The 18032-nt window shown below is 32.1% G+C and carries 19 protein-coding genes; 10 read left to right on the top strand and 9 right to left on the bottom strand.

Going from position 1 to position 18032, the window contains the following annotated elements; translation table 11 throughout:
* Window positions 1–70 precede the first annotated feature (70 nt).
* The 4 genes from APR43_RS16215 to APR43_RS16200 form a co-directional block, all read right to left on the bottom strand.
* The gene (locus tag APR43_RS16215; protein WP_053473232.1) at window positions 71–586 is read right to left on the bottom strand and encodes a DinB family protein; all 516 of its coding nucleotides are present in this window, start codon (window positions 584–586) and stop codon (window positions 71–73) included.
* 30 nt (window positions 587–616) lie between these two features.
* Window positions 617–3202 (bottom strand): phosphoenolpyruvate carboxylase, encoded by a 2586-nt coding sequence (locus tag APR43_RS16210; protein WP_053473233.1) that lies wholly within the window; start codon window positions 3200–3202, stop codon window positions 617–619.
* Window positions 3203–3295: 93 nt separating this feature from the next.
* Complete coding sequence (locus APR43_RS16205) at window positions 3296–3775, bottom strand: Lrp/AsnC family transcriptional regulator (protein ID WP_008468989.1); 480 nt, start codon at window positions 3773–3775, stop codon at window positions 3296–3298.
* Between the two features lie 77 nt (window positions 3776–3852).
* Window positions 3853–5007 (bottom strand): M14 metallopeptidase family protein, encoded by a 1155-nt coding sequence (locus tag APR43_RS16200; protein WP_053473234.1) that lies wholly within the window; start codon window positions 5005–5007, stop codon window positions 3853–3855.
* A gap of 312 nt (window positions 5008–5319) precedes the next feature.
* On the opposite strand from APR43_RS16200, the gene APR43_RS16195 reads away from it, so the two are divergent.
* Window positions 5320–5778: a helix-turn-helix domain-containing protein gene (locus APR43_RS16195; RefSeq protein WP_053473235.1), complete on the top strand. Its 459-nt coding sequence runs from the start codon at window positions 5320–5322 to the stop codon at window positions 5776–5778.
* 83 nt (window positions 5779–5861) lie between these two features.
* On the opposite strand, the gene APR43_RS16190 is transcribed toward APR43_RS16195, so the two are convergent.
* Window positions 5862–6413: a 1-acyl-sn-glycerol-3-phosphate acyltransferase gene (locus APR43_RS16190; protein WP_053473236.1), complete on the bottom strand. Its 552-nt coding sequence runs from the start codon at window positions 6411–6413 to the stop codon at window positions 5862–5864.
* 66 nt (window positions 6414–6479) lie between these two features.
* Here APR43_RS16190 and APR43_RS16185 point away from each other — a divergent pair, with 66 nt between their 5' ends.
* The 5 genes from APR43_RS16185 to APR43_RS16165 are packed head-to-tail and all read left to right on the top strand — an operon-like array spanning window position 6480 to window position 9375.
* Window positions 6480–7145, top strand: coding sequence for a spermidine synthase (locus tag APR43_RS16185; protein WP_053473237.1), 666 nt, complete (start codon window positions 6480–6482; stop codon window positions 7143–7145).
* Window positions 7146–7155: 10 nt separating this feature from the next.
* Complete coding sequence (locus tag APR43_RS16180; protein WP_053473238.1) at window positions 7156–7833, top strand: peptidoglycan DD-metalloendopeptidase family protein; 678 nt, start codon at window positions 7156–7158, stop codon at window positions 7831–7833.
* A 6-nt stretch (window positions 7834–7839) separates the two neighbouring features.
* Window positions 7840–8316, top strand: coding sequence for a hypothetical protein (locus APR43_RS16175; protein ID WP_053473263.1), 477 nt, complete (start codon window positions 7840–7842; stop codon window positions 8314–8316).
* Window positions 8317–8327: 11 nt separating this feature from the next.
* A complete protein-coding gene (locus APR43_RS16170) occupies window positions 8328–8852 on the top strand; it encodes a hypothetical protein (RefSeq protein WP_053473239.1) in 525 nt (174 codons plus the stop codon).
* 52 nt (window positions 8853–8904) lie between these two features.
* Window positions 8905–9375, top strand: a complete 471-nt coding sequence (locus tag APR43_RS16165; protein WP_053473240.1) for a nuclear transport factor 2 family protein — start codon at window positions 8905–8907, stop codon at window positions 9373–9375.
* A 315-nt stretch (window positions 9376–9690) separates the two neighbouring features.
* Here APR43_RS16165 and APR43_RS16160 read toward each other — a convergent pair whose 3' ends face one another.
* Entirely contained in the window at window positions 9691–11178 is a 1488-nt protein-coding gene (locus APR43_RS16160) for an aminotransferase class V-fold PLP-dependent enzyme (RefSeq protein WP_053473241.1), read from the bottom strand.
* Window positions 11179–11363: 185 nt separating this feature from the next.
* Here APR43_RS16160 and msrA point away from each other — a divergent pair, with 185 nt between their 5' ends.
* Together msrA and APR43_RS16150 are read left to right on the top strand one after the other, a co-directional pair.
* The gene (gene msrA, locus APR43_RS16155; protein WP_053473242.1) at window positions 11364–11897 is read left to right on the top strand and encodes a peptide-methionine (S)-S-oxide reductase MsrA; all 534 of its coding nucleotides are present in this window, start codon (window positions 11364–11366) and stop codon (window positions 11895–11897) included.
* 136 nt (window positions 11898–12033) lie between these two features.
* Window positions 12034–13608 carry a protein adenylyltransferase SelO gene (locus tag APR43_RS16150; protein WP_053473243.1) on the top strand — a complete coding sequence of 525 codons (1575 nt, stop codon included), beginning with the start codon at window positions 12034–12036 and terminating at the stop codon, window positions 13606–13608.
* Window positions 13609–13727: 119 nt separating this feature from the next.
* Here the strand turns inward: APR43_RS16150 and APR43_RS16145 are convergent, their stop codons facing one another.
* Together APR43_RS16145 and APR43_RS16140 are read right to left on the bottom strand one after the other, a co-directional pair.
* Window positions 13728–14696 (bottom strand): YpdA family putative bacillithiol disulfide reductase, encoded by a 969-nt coding sequence (locus tag APR43_RS16145; protein ID WP_053473244.1) that lies wholly within the window; start codon window positions 14694–14696, stop codon window positions 13728–13730.
* Between the two features lie 3 nt (window positions 14697–14699).
* Complete coding sequence (locus APR43_RS16140; RefSeq protein ID WP_053473245.1) at window positions 14700–15176, bottom strand: CYTH domain-containing protein; 477 nt, start codon at window positions 15174–15176, stop codon at window positions 14700–14702.
* 114 nt (window positions 15177–15290) lie between these two features.
* Here APR43_RS16140 and APR43_RS16135 point away from each other — a divergent pair, with 114 nt between their 5' ends.
* Together APR43_RS16135 and APR43_RS16130 are read left to right on the top strand one after the other, a co-directional pair.
* Window positions 15291–16283 carry an OmpA family protein gene (locus APR43_RS16135; RefSeq protein WP_240514960.1) on the top strand — a complete coding sequence of 331 codons (993 nt, stop codon included), beginning with the start codon at window positions 15291–15293 and terminating at the stop codon, window positions 16281–16283.
* 17 nt (window positions 16284–16300) lie between these two features.
* A complete protein-coding gene (locus tag APR43_RS16130) occupies window positions 16301–16855 on the top strand; it encodes a hypothetical protein (RefSeq protein ID WP_053473247.1) in 555 nt (184 codons plus the stop codon).
* 61 nt (window positions 16856–16916) lie between these two features.
* Here the strand turns inward: APR43_RS16130 and APR43_RS16125 are convergent, their stop codons facing one another.
* Complete coding sequence (locus APR43_RS16125; protein ID WP_053473248.1) at window positions 16917–17981, bottom strand: o-succinylbenzoate synthase; 1065 nt, start codon at window positions 17979–17981, stop codon at window positions 16917–16919.
* Window positions 17982–18032 lie beyond the last annotated feature (51 nt).

The following is an 18032-nucleotide window of genomic DNA, read 5'->3' as shown; positions in this document are numbered from 1 at the left end:
AAATGACAAAAGCAAAAAATCCTGTGAATTTACTTCACAGGATTTTTTTAGTTTTTATAATTTTATGCTTTTACAAATATCTTTCTTCAAAAACTTTTTGATGATGTTTTTGATGTCCAATTATAACAAAACCTAAAGCTCGAACAGAAATTTGATTACCAGAAGCCGTTCCAAGTCTTTTAAGCTGCTCTTCAGATAAACTTTTGTAAAATAATAAAGTTGAATGTCTTAAAGCAGAAAGTTCAGTTAATAAATCCTGAATACTTCTTTTATTTGATTCTGTATTATTTGCATAATCATCTTCTTCAAAACTAGGCAAAGGCGTTTTGTCATTTCTTGAAAATCTCAAAGCGCGATAAGCAAAAATACGTTCAGTATCTATAATATGCTGAATAATATCTTTAATTGTCCACTTCCCTTCTGCGTAGCGATAATCAAATTTATCCATTGGAATATTTTGAACAAATCGGATGAAATCATGAAGAGAAATTTCTAATTCTTCAATTAATTTCCCATCGCCGGCTTCTCTGATATAAGTTCCAAAATGACCTGAATATTCATTTTCTAGTAACTGACTTGCAATCATTTTTATAATTTTAAAGTTTACAAATTACGATTAAGCTGAATTTCTACTTGCATTTGTGTTTCCGAAAAGAGATCTAGTTACGATTTTTTCGTAAACTTTGATTAGCTCTTCATTTGCAGAATTTTCTTTGTTCAATTCATTAATTTTCAACAATGCGTATTGTTGTATTGTTAACAACGGCAATACAATACGCTCTCTTATTTGAATTGATGCTATACCATCAGGATAATTTTCCATTAGGGTTTTATGACCTGCAATTTTCAATAAAAGACGTTTTGTTTCAGAGAATTCGTCATAGATAATCTGCCAGAATTCACCAAATTCCGGATCTTTTCTCATGTATGCCGTTAATGGTAAAAATGATTTTGCCAATGACATCATACTGTTCTCCAACAACGTTTTAAAGAATAATGAATTGTGGTACAAATCACTTACTTTATCCCATTGTCCTGATTCTTCAAAATGTTTCAAAGCTGTTCCAACTCCAAAAAATCCCGGTACATTTTGTTTCAACTGACTCCAGGAACCTACAAATGGAATCGCTCTTAGATCTGCAAAATCTAATGATTCAGATTTGCTTCTTTTTGATGGGCGGCTTCCAATGTTTGTTTTAGAATAATATTTCAACGTACTCATTTTTTCCAAATAAGGAATAAATTTCGGGTGATTTTTAAAACTTAAATATTTATCATAACCCAAATTAGCTAATTGCGTCAAGATTTGAGTTTCGTCTGGAGTTAACTCATTTTTTTCTTTACCAAAAACCTGATTGGTTACACCTGCACTTAGTAAGTTTTCAATATTAAAACGGCAAGAATCTAAAGTTCCAAAATTAGAACTAATTGTTTGTCCTTGAACCGTGATCTGAATTTCTTTATTTTCAATTTTTGGCCCTAAAGAAGCGTAAAATTTGTGTGTTTTACCACCACCACGCGCAGGAGGTCCGCCGCGTCCGTCAAAGAAAATAGCTTTAATTCCGTATTTTCTTGAAATTTCAGTCAACGAAATTTTAGCCTGATAAATACTCCAGTTAGCCATTAAATAACCACCGTCTTTTGTACCGTCAGAAAAACCAAGCATAATGGTCTGTTCGTTTCCTCTTGATTTTAAATGCTTAGAATATTCAGGATTGGTATACAATTGCTCCATAATTTGATGCGCATTTTGTAAATCATCTACAGATTCAAAAAGCGGAATAATGTCAACAGTTGGATTTTCCCAATTATTCAAACGAATCATCGCAAAAGTTTCCATTACGTTTAGGGCACTTTCGTTATTACTAATAATGTAACGATTTGCACCTTCTTCCCCATTGTTTTCCTGAATGGTTTTTATTGCCTGAACAGATTCTAAAGTTGATCTTGTAATTTCGTTTTCAAAATCAGCAGGATTTAAATCTCCTTTTATTTTTGATAAAACATCAATTTTTTGATCTTCTGTCAATTCATAATAATTTTTCGGAAAAGTATCTGAACCTGAGTTTAAGTAATAATTCACAACATCTTTAAATACAACATTATGAATTTTACTATTCTGACGAATATCTAAAGTTGCAAAATGGAATCCGAATAAATTGATTTTTACCAAAAGAGCTTCTAATTCGTCTAAATATAAAGATTGATGTTTTTCAATAATGATAGTACGAATTGTATTCAGCTGTGTCAATAATTCATCTAAAGTGATAAAAATTTCACCTTTAGAATAAAATACTGAACGATAAAGTTTATGTTCAAGATCAGACACTAAAGTATCTACGCCTGAGAAAGTTAGCTTTCTTTTTAAATTTCTCATTTCAACATAATAACACTTCAAAATTGAAGTTCGTAAACGATCTGCAACTTTCAGTGTAATCTCTGTTGTAACGAATGGATTTCCGTCACGGTCACCTCCCGGCCAGAATCCTAATTTTATTAATTGGTTCTGAATTTGATTTCCGTCATTAATATTTTTCTGTAAATAATGTACAATTTCTCCCGCTGTAGCATAGAATACATTTTCAAGATACCAAATCAAACTAACGGCTTCATCGTAAGGGTTTGGTTTTTCATGCTGAATAAAAGGTGTTTTTCCCAGCTGTGCCAATAATTGTTTGATCTGTAATAAATCATTTTGGCGAATTGCTTCGGTCAAATCGTTTATAATTCCTAAAACTGGGCCAGGATAAAACTGAGTTGGATGCGCTGTTAAAACCGTACGTACATTGAAATTTTCTAAAAAATTAACTAATTCGTCGTCTTTTTCTTTTGCATCTGATTTTTCTTTGATATCACGCAAAGATCCTCGCCCTTCCATATTGTTAACTTCAGGAAAAGCAGCATCTTCGATAGCGTCAAACAATACAATCTGACGTTCTATATATTGGATAAATCGAAACATTAAGTCGATTTTTTCCGTTTCTGAAGCATTGTTCAGGAACTTGTTTGAAAAGAAATCAAAAATTTCTTTTGGGGTTTCCTGTTTTTTAAATCCCGTTTCGCAGGTTTCTGTAAATAACGGCAGTAAAACACCTGTATTATCAATAGAGTCAAATGGTAATGTTATGAAAACACTATTGTAAATATGGTATTTAGAGAGAACGTCTTTGTTAAAACGTTCTATTTTTGGCAACGTGTACATAAATTCTTTTATAGTTGGTTGGTTAATTGGTCATAAAAAAACCCCAAGAATAAACTTGAGGTTATATTTTAATATAGCATTCAAGAGGGATTCTTACATATTTTTGAAAATAGTATGCATCAAACGCTTCTTATCGTTAATACTTTCCTCTAATGAAATCATAGTTTCAGTTCTGTATACACCATCGATATCGTCAATCATGAAGATAACTTCTTTTGCATGTTTTGTATCTTTTGCTCTAATTTTACAAAAGATGTTGAATTTTCCTGTCGTTACAGAAGCAACTGTTACGAATGGAATTTGATTGATACGCTCTAATACAAATTTAGTTTGTGATGTATTATTAAGGAATACCCCAACATAAGCAATAAATGAATAACCTAATTTATCGTAATCTAAGGCTAATGAAGACCCCATGATGATACCGGCATCCTCCATCTTTTTTACTCTAACGTGTACTGTACCAGCAGAAATCAATAGTTTTTTTGCAATGTCAGTAAACGGAACTCTCGTATTGTCTATTAACATATCTAAAATCTGGTGATCTACTTCATCTAAACGAAATTTACTCATAATTCTTTAATTAATATTACTAATTGCTATTACAAAGTATAAAAATATATATAAAAAACAACAAATTCACATAAAAATTAACTTTTTATCAACCCGTTAACAAATTTAGTATTTTTATTTAAATAAAAATCTGCTTTTTGGTTCATTTTCGGAATATTAAGATAATCATCAGAATAAACAGCTTCATTTCCGTCGTATTCATAATGACCAAAATAATTTTCCAATTCGCCTGCTTCTACTATATAAGCATTAAAATGAATCTTATTTTCAATCAATTCTTCTTTGTATTGTGCGACAAAATTCGTAATAATTTCGATACCATCATAATTTATTTTGATATTTTTATACATAAAATCATAAAAAACGACTTTATTTTGTGAAATATTCAAATAATCAGAATTTCTATTGACAACTAAATCGTTTTCGCTTATGAGTTTAAAGCCCGAAATTAGTGAGAAAAATATGTATTTTCTTGTAATTTCCCTTTCATAATCGTTAGGAAAATGACCTGCTTCAAACAATATGGTAGGAACTCCTAAAAACTGAAAAGTATCACCTATACAGTTTATATTGAATGAATCGTCAAATCTTCCAACTTGTCCAGGAATATATTTTTGTAATTCATCGTTAATTCCGGCAATTAAATTGATGGCTTTTTGTCTGTTTTCATTCACTTCTCTTTCTTCATTATAAGACGGAGCTAAAAAAGAGACAGTTGCAGGCTTACCAGTATCGCCAGCGCCAAAAATAGTACGCTGATCATGCAGATTAAAGCAGTAATGAGGCTTAAAAGTCTCAAAAACTTCTCTTAAAACATTACTTTCTGGTTGTGTAAGGTTTTGAGAATCGCGATTTAAGTCAATTTTATTCGCATTTTCACGTGTATAAAGTCTTGCACCGTCAGGATTTAATATTGGAATAGCATAAAATGTAAATGTTGAAAGCATTTTTTCGGCAAAATCAGATTTGCTGTTTAATACATTAATAAAGTCAAAAAGCGCTTTAGTTGTCGTGCTTTCATTTCCATGCATTTGAGACCATAAATAGATACGTGTTTTTCCGGTTCCAATTTCGTAACTATATATAGGTTCTCCTAAAACAGATTTTCCAATAACCTTAACTTGATTATCAGTATTTAATTTGTCTAATAAAGGTTGAATATGATCTAAAGTCAGGTATCTTCCTTCAATAGAATGCTCTTTGTATTGGTTAAATAATTCTTCTAAATGCATTGTGTTTTGATTAGTTTACAAAAGTAAACATCTTTATTTTTACAATTGTAAACATGAAAAAATAAAGAGAATTTAGAAATGTAAACAGATTTATTAGTGAGTTTTAAGGATTCCAGTAAAATCCAGTTAACAATTGTTATTACTTTAAGTATAAAACATCAATATGTTATATTTCAATGAGTTATATGTTTTTATATGGAGTTAAAATTGCACCATAAACATTTAATTTGAACGATTTACAACTGTAAAATTGTATTATCAAATCTTTTTAGTTACATTTGTAAACACGTGTAATTTAAACTAGAATTTACAATGGTAAACATCGATGATTTTGTAAAAAGACTGGAAATTATACTGGATTATTACGGACTAAATGCTTCTTCATTTGCAGATAAAATTGGCGTGCAGCGTTCCAGTATGTCTCACCTTCTCTCTGGCAGAAACAAACCAAGTCTTGATTTTGTCATGAAAATTTTGGATGTTTTTCCAGAAGTAGACTTATATTGGATTCTAGTTGGAAAAGGAAATTTTCCAAAATCAGAAAATGAAACAGTTCCGAATTTTCAAAATATAAATTCAGACTCCCCTTCTTCATCAAATGAAAATTATTCTGGAGAAGATTTATTTACTCCATTAAATAAAGAAGAAAATAAATCCCCGATTAAAAGTTTGATCGAAACCAAAAAATCAAATTTGAGTTTTGAAGAAGACGAAATTGAGAAAATTGTAATTTTCTATAAAAACGGAACTTTTAAGGCTTATGTCCCATAGATCGAAAATTTCGCGTATTTGAAAATTTTTTTAAATAATTTTCATTTAAGGGATTCTCACGAATCTGGAAAAACATCAAAAAATTAGATCTGAATTCCGTTTTCAGGAATTTTTCCTAAAACACCTTTATAGTGCTGTTTTAAAATTTCCCAATCGGCTTCATAATTTCCTGTCGGATAAAAAGGCTTTCCTAAATTAACTTCTTTCTTTCCCCAATCAAAAGCAACGGGAACTATTGGCACATTCGCTTTAAGCGCTATATAATAAAATCCGGTTTTGATTTCGGTTACACCTTTTCGTGTTCCTTCTGGCGCAACAGCCAAGCGAAAAACTTCTTTACGATCAAAAATCGCAGCGATAGAATCTACTTTATTTAATCCACCGGTGCGGTCAAGCGGTTCACCACCAACATTTCTAAAATAGTAACCAAACGGAAATTTGAATAATTCTTTCTTCCCAACCCAGTTCATTTGTAAGCCGGAAATACCGCGGGTAAAAAGACCAATATAAAAATCGTGATTACTGGTATGCGGCATAACCATTAAAATACATTTTTTCACTTCAGCATTTTCTATTCCTACTATCTTCCAGCCCATTAGCTTAAAAAAGATGAATTTGTATAGTCTTTTCTTCATTAAAATTTAATATTTCTTGCAAAATAAAAGATTTAAAATGGTATTTTTGAGTAAAAGCATTACAAAATGATTCAAAAATTGTTCAGTTATCTATATCCCATTAAAATCTTCAAAAAAAAATCGGCACGAAGTAAAGTGATCGAAGTTACCTGGGCAAATGGAGAATTGGTTTTAGATTCTGAAAACACAAATTATTCTTACGGAAGTTTACAGCGTATATTAAGGTATGGCCTTCGAAATATAGGTTATGATAAAGTATTACAAATGGAGCATATTCTTGTTCTTGGCGTTGCCGGCGGAAGCGTAATCAAAACCCTTGTTGACGAAATTAATTATAAAGGTAAAATTACCGGAGTTGAAATCGATCCTGAAATGATTCAAATTGCCAATCAGTATTTTAATTTAAACGAGATCAAGCAGCTTGAAATTATCATTGACGACGCTTTTGAGTTTGTTTTAAAAACAAAAGATCGTTACGATTTAATAATTATTGATATTTTTGAAGATACTAATATGCCAAACTTTTTGTTCGAAAAGTTTTTTAGCGAACGAGTTTGTTTTCTTCTCAAAGATCAGGGCTTCATTTTATTCAACACCATGATTCTCGATGAAGCGCATAATGTTCGAAACAGAAAATACATTACAGAGATAAACGCACAATTATTTACTTCAAAAATGCTGCCCCGCATTGAAGTTCATAATGAATTAATAATAATCGAAAAAGTAGCCTAAATTTAATTTTATGAAATCCCTTGTATCTATATTAAAAGCCTTACCACCTACTAAAGTAATCGATGCCTCAATTGATTTTTCAAAATACCTTCCTTTAGATTTATCTATAACCAATACTGATTTAGTCGAAAGCAAACCTGAAACGTCTACAGAATTTGAACGTTTTATTTTTGATTATCTGGCAGATAATAATGCAGAAGTTGCCTATGGCGGTTATATCGAAGGCCGTAACTTATATAAAAGGAGTACTATTTTTAAAAATGATTCTGTTCCGGAAAGAAATATTCACATTGGCCTTGATTTATGGGCAAAAGTTGATACTCCAGTTTTAGCTCCACTTGACGGAAAGGTTCACAGTTTTCAAAATAACCAAGGTTTAGGAGATTACGGGCCAACCATAATATTAGAACATGAAGTAGAAAACGAAAAATTTTATACTTTATACGGACATTTATCGTTACAAAGTATAGAAAACCTTACCGTTGGGACAATTTTTAAGAAAGGCGAACAAATTGCAGCTTTAGGAAATTCAACTGTTAACGGAGATTATGCTCCTCATGTTCACTTTCAGATTATAAAAAACTTAGAAGACAAATGGGGCGATTATCCCGGTGTCTGCAATACAAATGATTTAAATTTTTATATAGAAAATTGCCCCGACCCAAACTTATTATTAAAAATAACTTAAATGATTATGAAGAAAGCGGGATTGATTATATGTTTGTTGTTATTAATTGGATGTAAATCGAAAACAGTAAGTAGAGATACGGAAGATTTAAAAATTAAAAAAGTTTCTAACGCCGATATTAGTTCAGAACAGCAGAGAAAAGCGTACGAATTAGGGAAAAGAGTTTTAGAAACCTGTAATACATCAAAGTTTAAACCTTTTAATGAAACCGAAGTTACTCAGTCTGTTAGAGAAAATACGACCGAAGAGCGATTGACTAAAACCTGTACCAGATTTAGACAATATTATGGAAGTTTTATTGATTTAAAATTAGATGGCGTTTACAAAACCAAAAATGAAGTAATTTACCGTTATCACGCTTTATACAGTAAAAAAGTAGCAAATAAAGAACTTCGCATTTTTGTAAATGAAGAGAACTTAATATCTGCCATTAAATCAATGGATTGGGATGAAAAGTTTGACGCAAAAGCAGCCGAACAATAAAGTAAATATATATGAAATTAAAATTGCCTCTTCTTTTATTACTGTTTATTTCAATCTTTGCAAATGCGCAGCAAACCATGAGTGTAAAAGGATCTCAGCCTTTTCCGGCAACGCAGGAATATACATTTATCTGCGAAAAATATGCTTTTACGGGCGAAGCCAACATTCAGATTGCAAAAACAGATAAAGGCGGCATTTTAAAAATAACAATTGCAACTTCAAATGATAAAGCGAGAATTGCCGGAGGCCTTTATGTAGATTTGGCTAATGCCGATGTTATTGCCTGCACTGACAAAAACGTAAAAGAATCTACTGAAGGAAAAACAACTTCGTACTATTACTTTACTCCTGCTGAATTTGCCAAACTTAAAAAAAATGATATTTACGCTGTTCGATTTATCATAAACGGAGGTTCCAATACTTTTGGAAACGAAACCGGATATTTTACGGCGCACAACAAAAAGAATTATTTTTCAACGGTTTACGATAAATCTAAAAAGAGTTACGACACCGCAAAAGAAATTAGTGTTTTGTAAATACAATATTTTATATAATAAATCTTATATTTATAACCTAATTTTCAAATTTATGACTCCCAACGAAGCTTTAATTACAAAGTTCTATACTGCTTTTGCCAATTCTGATTTTAAAACAATGGCTGAATGTTATCATCCAAAAATACATTTTATTGATCCGGCCTTTGGTTTATTAAAAGAAGAACAAGTTTCAAAAATGTGGGAAATGCTGATTATAAGAAGCAAAGGAAGTCTTAAAATTGAATTCTTTGATGTAAAAGCCGATGAATTTACGGGCTCTGCAAAATGGGTTGCAACTTATAATTTCAGCAAAACAAACCGTAACGTAATCAATAGAATTTCTGCCGAATTTGTTTTCCAGGATGGCTTAATCATTAAACATACCGATAATTTTGATGTTTGGAAATGGTCAAAACAAGCCTTTGGACCAACTGGATATTTATTAGGCTGGACAGGATTTTTCCATAAAAAAATTCAGGAACAAGCCTTACTTTCCCTTAAAAAATTCCAGGAATCTAAGTAATCTAGAAAAGCTTTTTTTAGCGCAAAGTTCGCTAAGTTTTTTTCGCAAAGTGCGCGAAGGTTTTTCTTTGTAAAAGTTTTTTAAGGCATCAAAGTTTCGTTTGAGAATATCAATTATAAAAAATAAGCCCGAAAGTTTTAAAAACTCTCGGGCTTATTTACTTTACTTTATGCGTATATTTTAAAAACCAGCTTTGCGAACTTAAAAAAACTTGTTTTTATACTAAAAATCTTTGTGCACTTTGCGAAAAAACTTTGCGAACTTTGCGTTAAAATTAAATCAGCAACTTCACTCACTTTGCGTTAAAAAAAAATCCTACGATTTAAACCAACTCTTCACCAATTCATCCTCAAAAGAAGTAGCGTTTTTATGAACAAATTCATTAGTGTCTTTATTATAATAATAATCTAAAGCCCAGGTTTTATGGTTTTTAGCTAAGTCTATAATACTATTACAAACAAAAGCAATTTCTTCATCAGTAGTAGTTGGGTGAATCGACATTCTAATCCATCCCGGTTTTTTGATTAAATCACCAATCGTAATTTCATTTACCAGTTTATTAGAAGTTTCCTGATCTACGTGTAATAAATAATGACCGTAAGTTCCGGCACAGCTGCATCCGCCGCGAGTCTGAACTCCAAATTTGTCATTCAACAATTTTACACCTAAATTAAAATGTAAGTCCTCAATAAAAAATGAAATTACACCCAAACGGTTTTTATGCTGACCCGCTAAAATTTTAATATTTTCAACAGGATCTAGCTGACTAAAAACAAAATCAACAATTTCGTGTTCGCGTTGCAAAATGTTCTCAATTCCCATTTCTTCCTTCAGCTCAATTGCCAAAGCGGTTTTAATAACCTGAAGAAAACCGGGAGTTCCGCCATCTTCGCGATCCTCGATATTATCAATATATTTATGTTCGCCCCACGGATTTGTCCAGCTAACCGTTCCTCCACCCGGACAATCCGGAATCATATTATTGTATAATTTTTTATTGAAAATCAAAACTCCCGAAGTTCCAGGACCTCCAAGAAATTTATGAGGAGAAAAGAAAATCGCATCCAAATAAGATTCAGAATCTGCAGGATGCATGTCAATTTCTACATAAGGGCCAGAACAGGCAAAATCTACAAAGCAAACTCCGTTATATTGATGCATTAATTTTGCTGCTTCATGAAAAGGAGTTTTTATACCCGTTACATTTGAACAAGAAGTTATTGACGCAATTTTTATAGTTCTGTCGCTGTATTTCTGTAATAACAATACTAAATTATCCAGACAAAACAGTCCTTTTTCACAAGATGGAATAATCTCAACGTCTGCAATTGTTTCTAACCAAGAAGTTTGATTAGAATGATGCTCCATATGTGAGATAAAAACAATAGGCTTTTTTTCAGCAGGAACTGTGGTGAAATTTTTAAGGTTTTCAGGAATTTTCAAACCTAAAATACGCTGGAATTTATTGATAACTCCAGTCATTCCGGTTCCATCTGTAATTAAAACATCATCTTCACTTGCATTGGTATGACGTTTTATAATATGTCTTGCGTGGTGGTATGCCTTTGTCATGGCAGTACCAGACACCGTAGTTTCAGTATGTGTATTGGCAACAAAAGGTCCAAATTGATTCAATAGTTTCTCCTCAATTGGTCTGTACAGCCTTCCGCTGGCAGTCCAATCCGTGTAAACAATATTTTTTTTGCCAAAAGGTGACATAAATTCCTGATCTATGCCAACAATATGCTGTCTAAAATCCTGAAAATAAGTTTCTAGACTGATGGTACTATTTTTGGTATTCATTTGTTGTGCCTGTGTTTAACTGCAAATATATTGCTTTTTTCTAAAATTGAGAATTTATCAATTCTAAACTTTAAACTTTAAGAAAACTTTTAATATCTTTAGTTAAACACCTCTTTTTTAGATAAATTATCATAATATTCTATCAGGTTAATAGGGCATATAAACTTTAAGCTATTTTTACATTTATGGAAAATTTATCAACAGCCACTTTTGGTGGTGGATGTTTTTGGTGTGTAGAAGCTGTAATTCAGCGTTTAAAAGGAGTTAAGACAATAAAATCTGGCTTTTCAGATGGTTTTATAAAGAATCCGGCATACCGCGAAGTATGTACAGGACGAACTGGTCACGCAGAAGTTATTCAGGTTACTTTTGATTCTGACATTATTTCATATCATGATTTACTAACTGTTTTCATGACAAGCCACGATCCTACAACTTTAAATCGTCAGGGCGGGGACAACGGAACACAATATCGTTCGATAGTTTTGTATCATGATGAATCACAAAAAGAAATTGCAGAAAAGGTTTTTGAAGAAGTGCAGCCCGTTTATGCTGATCCTATCGTAACGCAGTTAAAACCTTTTGAAGTGTTTTATGAAGCCGAAGATTATCATCAGGATTATTACAACAACAATCAGGAAGCAAGATATTGCCAGCTTGTAATCGATCCAAAAGTTCAAAAACTTAAAAAAATGTATGCTGATAAATTAATTGGCTAAAAAAATAGGCCACAGATTATACGGATTAAAATGATTTCTCTTTTTTTGATGCTAAATAAAGATGGACACAGATTTAAAAAAATCCGTTTTACCTGTTCAATCTGTAAAATCTGTGGGCCAATTATAAAAAACTCAAATGAAAAATTTAAAAATAAATAATCGATTTACTGCTGAATTGCCCGCAGATATAGACTTAACAAATGAAATTCGTCAAGTTAGGAATACTGCTTTTTCGTATGTAAATCCAACAAAACCTTCAAATCCAAAATTAATTCATGCTTCTGAAGAAGTTGCTGAATTGGTTGGGATTTCAAAAGACGAAATTCAATCAGAAGAATTTTTGAATGTTTTTTCAGGAAAAGAAATTCTTCCTGAAACAAAGCCTTATGCAATGTGTTACGCCGGACATCAATTCGGGAATTGGGCTGGACAATTAGGCGACGGCCGAGCCATCAATTTAACGGAGGTTGAAAACAACAATCAGTTTTTTACGCTTCAATTAAAAGGTGCCGGAAAAACGCCATACTCCAGAACTGCTGATGGTTTGGCAGTTTTACGTTCTTCAATAAGAGAATATTTATGTGCCGAAGCCATGTACCATTTAGGTGTTCCCACTACCCGATCTCTTTCGTTGATTCTTTCCGGAGATCAGGTTTTGCGTGACGTTTTATACAACGGAAATCCTGCTTACGAAAAAGGCGCGATTGTTTGTCGTGTTGCCCCTTCGTTTATTCGTTTTGGAAGTTTTGAAATGCTGGCTGCCAGAAACGAACTTAAAAACTTAAAGCAATTTGTAGAATATAATATCAAACATTATTTCCCTGAAATTAAAGGCGAACCAAAAGAACAATATTTGCAGTTCTTTAAAAAAGTAGCCGATACAACACGCGAAATGATTTTGCATTGGCAGCGAGTTGGTTTTGTTCACGGCGTAATGAATACAGATAATATGTCAATTCATGGAATCACAATTGATTACGGGCCTTACGGCTGGCTTGAAAATTACGACCCTAATTGGACTCCAAATACTACAGACAGTCAAAACAAGAGATATAGATTCGGGAATCAACCGCAAGTTGCACATTGGAATTTATATCAATTGGCGAATGCGATTTATCCTTTGATTAATGAAACTGAAGAATTAGAAAAAATCTTAGAATCATTTATGAATGATTTTATTTTAGATTATAAAGAAATGTTTCTAAATAAATTAGGATTGTTTATTTCAACTTCTGCTCAAATTGATAATGATTTAACCGATAATCTGGAAGCGACTTTACAATTGACAGAAACCGATATGACGATCTTTTTTAGAAATTTAAGTTCCGTTAAAAAATCAGATTCTGTTGAAAAAGCGATTGAAAAAATTCAATATTCGTTTTATAAAATTGAAGAAGTTTCGGGAGATATTTTAGATGCCTGGAAAAAATGGTTTGCAGTTTATTTGGATAGATTGAATGCTGAAGAATTATCGGATGAAGAACGTTCTCAAAAAATGAATTTAATTAATCCGAAATATGTACTTCGAAATTATATGGCACAATTAGCGATTGATGCTGCTGATAAAGAAGATTATTCGTTGATAAACGAGCTGTATACATTATTGCAAAAGCCATACGATGAACAGCCGGAATACGAAAAATGGTTCGCAAAACGACCAGATTGGGCGAGATCTAAAGTGGGATGTTCTATGCTTTCTTGTAGTTCTTAAAAAGTTTTTTTTTGCCACAGATTACACAGATTAGAATGATTTTTTAATCTTTGTAATTAAAAAAATTATGAGTATTAGAGAAGAAATCCTTTTTAATCTGTGTAATCTGTGGCAATAATTCACTTAGAAACAATATAATCCACAATCATATTAGCATGGATTCTTGAGTTTTCAATAAACCATTTATGCGTCTGCATTCCTCCGCAGACAACGCCTGCCACAAATAAACCTTCAACATTGGTTTCCATCGTTTCCGGATTATACGTTGGAATTTTCAATTCATCATTTGAAAGTTCAATCCCAATATTTTCAAGAAAATTTAAATCTGGTTTATAACCTGTTAAAGCCAAAACAAAATCATTTTCGATTGTCACTTTTCCATTTGGAGTTTCAATTTCAACTTCATTATCACGGATTTCTGTAATATTAGATTCAAAATAAGCTTTAATGCTTCCTTCCGCAATTCGGTTTTCGATATCGGGTTTAACCCAATATTTTACTCGATTATTGATTTCATTTTTACGAATTACCATAGTTACGTTGGCGCCTTTTCGCCAGCATTCTAAAGCTGCATCAACAGATGAATTGTTTGCACCAACAACTACAACATTTCTAAAAGCATATTCATGCGCTTCTTTATAGTAATGGCGAACTTTTGGTAATTCCTCGCCTTTTAGATTCATGTGAATTGGAATATCATAAAAACCGGTAGCAATCACAACGTTTTTCGATTTGTATGAACTTTTGTTTGTAGCAATTTCAAAAATAGAACTTCCAGTTTTTTTAATTCCATTTACTTTTTCAAATAAATTAATATTGAAATTAAAATAACGGTGGATATTTCGATAATATTCTAAAGCTTCCTGACGACCCGGTTTTGGTGCTAAACAGTTAAACGGAATATCACCAATTTCAAGTCTTTCGGCAGTTGAGAAAAAAGTCATGTACAATGGATAATTGAAAATACTATTTACAATCGCGCCTTTTTCTATAATTAAATAACGTAAGTTTTTCTTTTGAGCTTCTATCGCACAAGCCAGACCTATTGGCCCGCCTCCCACAATAATTAAATCATATTGGTCTGTCATAAATTATTCTTTTCCCCAGTTTTTAAAAGGATTTTTGCTCAAATAAGCATTATAATATCTTTCATCATTTGTTACTTCTTCTCCCAGCCAATCTGGTTTTTCAAAACTTTCATCTTCAGACTGCAGTTCAATTTCAGCCATTGTTAAGCCTTCATTTTCTCCATAAAATTCATCAACTTCATAAATATGTTTTCCGAATTTAATTTCATAACGCGTTTTCTCAATTTTACCTTTTTCGCATAATTTCAACAGTTCTGCAGCTTCGTCAAGCGGAATTTGATTTTCCCATTCAAAACGAGACATTCCTCCTTGGTGGCCAATTCCTTTTATGGTTAAAAAAGCTTTATCTCCTTTAATTCTAACACGAACCGTTCTCTCGGCAATTGAACTTAAATAACCTTGTGCAATTTGATTTTTTGCAAATGCCTGTTCTTTAAAATCGTCTGATTTTACAAGAAACTTTCTTTCTATTTCGAGCATTTTGAGTCTTAATTTATTTTACTGCAATTTACTCATTTTAATTCAGTCGCGGAATTTCATTTTTAAAAATCCATTTATAAAATTCGTTTCAAATTCCAGTTTTTTTGGTCTAAAATGAAACCAATTTCATTGATTATTAACATATTAGCTATATTAATTTTCGTTAATTTTGATAGAACCTTAATTCATCAAATCATGTCTAAAAAAGCACTTTATTTATTAGGGATCGCTCTGGTCATAATTTTAGGTACAATTTTGTATATAAAGTTTTGCTGCAATTGCGATACGGCGCAGCCAAATTCTGCTGTCGAAAAAGTTCCTCCTACGACAATTAAAAATGATAATTTTGTTCCTTTTATCATAAATGGTTCCGGATTTGAATTTCAAACCAATTATAATTTTAAATTTCTAAAAAATAACCCTGTTGCAATTCAGCCTATAAGCGATTCAATTTCAATTGGAATTGAAAAACTTAAAACTTTTTTAGTCTCAAATCTGAAACAAAAAGTTACCATTACGGGTTATGCTACTTCTGACGAAACGAATACAACAAAATTTGAAAATCTTGGACTAGCACGTGCAAATGATGTCAAAAATTATTTTGTTTCAAAAGGTTTAGCTTCTTCTCAATTGGATACCAAAGGAGAAATTATCAACAGCTGGAAAACGAATGCAGATACACTTATTGGCCCTGTTGAATACGAATTTGCAACTATTGATACAACTTCTGCAGCTAGCGATGATTGGTCTGCATTAAAAGAAAAAATTAATGCCAATCCGTTGATTCTTCATTTTAATACCAATAAATCGAGTTTTAATTTAAATGAAGAAGAACAGCAAAAAGTGACTGATATTATTAAATATTTAAAAAATGTAAAAAACACTTCTGTCTTAGTTGTGGGGCATAGTGATAATGTCGGAAATCGAGATTTAAATGTAGAATTGGCACAAAAAAGAGCCGATTTTTCTAAAAATTATTTAATAAAAAATGGCATTGAAGCCTCCAGAATTGAAACTGAATCAAAAGGTCCGGATGAACCAATTAGCGATAACGCTACAACCGAAGGAAAAGCAAGCAACAGAAGAACCGTAATTACCATCAAATAATCAAAAATATACTTATTATGAATTTACCATGTATCTTAATACCGATTTTAGTGGGTATAATCTGTGGAATTTTAGGTTACTTACTAGGAAAATTGAACTCAAAAGAAGATGATTCTTTAGCTGCATTATTACAAGCAGATCTTGATGCCTGTAAAGCAAATACGAAAAATTTAAATACAAAAATAGCTTCTCTGGAAGCAGATCTGGCGGCTGCGCATGCTAAAGCTTCTGCATCTGTACCTAAATCATTTGTTGCAGAAACTCCAGCTGTTTTGTTTGATAGTGCACTGGCTGCAAATATATTAGGTAAAAAAATAAAACAGGACGATTTAAAAATTGTTGAAGGAATTGGCCCAAAAATAGAAGCTTTACTTAACGACTCCGGAATTAAAACATGGAAAGATCTTTCGGAAACATCAACAGAAAGATTACAGTCCATTCTGGATTCCGGAGGAGAAAATTATTCAATTCATAACCCTAGTACGTGGGCGAAACAGGCTTTATTTGCTTATCAGGGTAAATGGCAGGAATTAAAAGAATGGCAGGGAAATTTACTTGGCGGGAAAGAGTAAAAATAGGTTCAAAGGTGCAGAGCGGCAAAGGCTCAGAGGTTTTATATCGTGCTTTTTAACCCTATGAATCTTTGTTACTTTGTACCTTTTCTAAAATTACTGAATCCCAGTCTGTAGATGAATTGTACCACAATTTTCCTTTTAAAACTTCTAGCGGAGAATCAAAATTATTGGTGTAAAGTGCTCCGGTGCCTAATCCTTGCGGCATTTTTGAATTTTGAAGAAATGTCCATTGTGCTATTGCATTTAATCCGATATTGCTTTCTAATGCAGAGGTTATCCACCAGCCAATATTGTATTTATCTGCTAATTTTATCCATTCCTGTGTTCCTCTAAAACCGCCGATAAAACTAGGTTTTAAAATGATGTATTGAGGTTTGATTTTCTGCAGTAATTTTTCTTTTTCTTCGAATGAAAATATGCCAATCAATTCTTCATCTAAAGCAATTGGAAAAGGAGTTATTTCACATAAATCTGCCATAGCCTGAATGTTTCCTTTTTTAATAGGCTGCTCGATACTATGTAATTGAAATTTATTTAATTGATTGAGTTTATCTAAAGCTTCATTCAAAGCAAAAGCGCCATTTGCATCAACTCTAATTTCTATTTCTTCTGCTGAAAAATGACTACGGATAAATTCTAATAATTCTAATTCTTTTTGAAAATCTATTGCTCCAATTTTAAGTTTGATACAGCTGAATCCGTTGGCTAATTTTTCTTCAATCTGCTGTTTCATGAAAGCCGGCTCGCCCATCCAAACCAAGCCGTTTATCTCGATTGATTGGTTCTTTTTGGTAAAATCAGAAGGGAATAATAAATATGGATTTTCGCTTTTTAGTGACAAAAAAGCCATTTCAATTCCGAATTGAATCGAAGGAAATTCCAGTAAAGATTCCCATAACGCTTTTTCTCCTAAATGAATATTCTCGCAAGCCCATTTTAGCTTTTCTTCATAATCATCACGATCATCAGCACTTAAGCCACGAAGTATTCCGCACTCACCTATTCCTTTTTTACCATTTTCTTCAAGAATAATAAACCAGGTTTCTTTTTCGGTCATAACACCGCGAGACGTCCCAGACGGACGTTTAAACTCGAGCATATATTTGTGGTAAGTCGCTTTCATTTTTTTTAGATGCTAAGATTCTAAGACTCTAAGATGCTGAGAAACTAAAAA

It is taken from the genome of Flavobacterium sp. NLM (assembly GCF_002210235.1).
Taxonomy (GTDB): Bacteria; Bacteroidota; Bacteroidia; order Flavobacteriales; family Flavobacteriaceae; genus Flavobacterium; species Flavobacterium panici.
This window is presented reverse-complemented; position numbering and strand designations above follow the sequence as displayed.

What these genes read in the sequence shown, in the direction of transcription:
- APR43_RS16215 (WP_053473232.1), bottom strand. Translation starts at nt 586, where the DNA reads ATGATTGCAAGTCAGTTACTAGAAAATGAATATTCAGGTCATTTTGGA.
- APR43_RS16210 (WP_053473233.1), bottom strand. Translation starts at nt 3,202, where the DNA reads ATGTACACGTTGCCAAAAATAGAACGTTTTAACAAAGACGTTCTCTCT.
- APR43_RS16205 (WP_008468989.1), bottom strand. Translation starts at nt 3,775, where the DNA reads ATGAGTAAATTTCGTTTAGATGAAGTAGATCACCAGATTTTAGATATG.
- APR43_RS16200 (WP_053473234.1), bottom strand. Translation starts at nt 5,007, where the DNA reads ATGCATTTAGAAGAATTATTTAACCAATACAAAGAGCATTCTATTGAA.
- APR43_RS16195 (WP_053473235.1), top strand. Translation starts at nt 5,320, where the DNA reads ATGGTAAACATCGATGATTTTGTAAAAAGACTGGAAATTATACTGGAT.
- APR43_RS16190 (WP_053473236.1), bottom strand. Translation starts at nt 6,413, where the DNA reads ATGAAGAAAAGACTATACAAATTCATCTTTTTTAAGCTAATGGGCTGG.
- APR43_RS16185 (WP_053473237.1), top strand. Translation starts at nt 6,480, where the DNA reads ATGATTCAAAAATTGTTCAGTTATCTATATCCCATTAAAATCTTCAAA.
- APR43_RS16180 (WP_053473238.1), top strand. Translation starts at nt 7,156, where the DNA reads ATGAAATCCCTTGTATCTATATTAAAAGCCTTACCACCTACTAAAGTA.
- APR43_RS16175 (WP_053473263.1), top strand. Translation starts at nt 7,840, where the DNA reads ATGAAGAAAGCGGGATTGATTATATGTTTGTTGTTATTAATTGGATGT.
- APR43_RS16170 (WP_053473239.1), top strand. Translation starts at nt 8,328, where the DNA reads ATGAAATTAAAATTGCCTCTTCTTTTATTACTGTTTATTTCAATCTTT.
- APR43_RS16165 (WP_053473240.1), top strand. Translation starts at nt 8,905, where the DNA reads ATGACTCCCAACGAAGCTTTAATTACAAAGTTCTATACTGCTTTTGCC.
- APR43_RS16160 (WP_053473241.1), bottom strand. Translation starts at nt 11,178, where the DNA reads ATGAATACCAAAAATAGTACCATCAGTCTAGAAACTTATTTTCAGGAT.
- msrA (WP_053473242.1), top strand. Translation starts at nt 11,364, where the DNA reads ATGGAAAATTTATCAACAGCCACTTTTGGTGGTGGATGTTTTTGGTGT.
- APR43_RS16150 (WP_053473243.1), top strand. Translation starts at nt 12,034, where the DNA reads ATGAAAAATTTAAAAATAAATAATCGATTTACTGCTGAATTGCCCGCA.
- APR43_RS16145 (WP_053473244.1), bottom strand. Translation starts at nt 14,696, where the DNA reads ATGACAGACCAATATGATTTAATTATTGTGGGAGGCGGGCCAATAGGT.
- APR43_RS16140 (WP_053473245.1), bottom strand. Translation starts at nt 15,176, where the DNA reads ATGCTCGAAATAGAAAGAAAGTTTCTTGTAAAATCAGACGATTTTAAA.
- APR43_RS16135 (WP_240514960.1), top strand. Translation starts at nt 15,291, where the DNA reads ATGAAACCAATTTCATTGATTATTAACATATTAGCTATATTAATTTTC.
- APR43_RS16130 (WP_053473247.1), top strand. Translation starts at nt 16,301, where the DNA reads ATGAATTTACCATGTATCTTAATACCGATTTTAGTGGGTATAATCTGT.
- APR43_RS16125 (WP_053473248.1), bottom strand. Translation starts at nt 17,981, where the DNA reads ATGAAAGCGACTTACCACAAATATATGCTCGAGTTTAAACGTCCGTCT.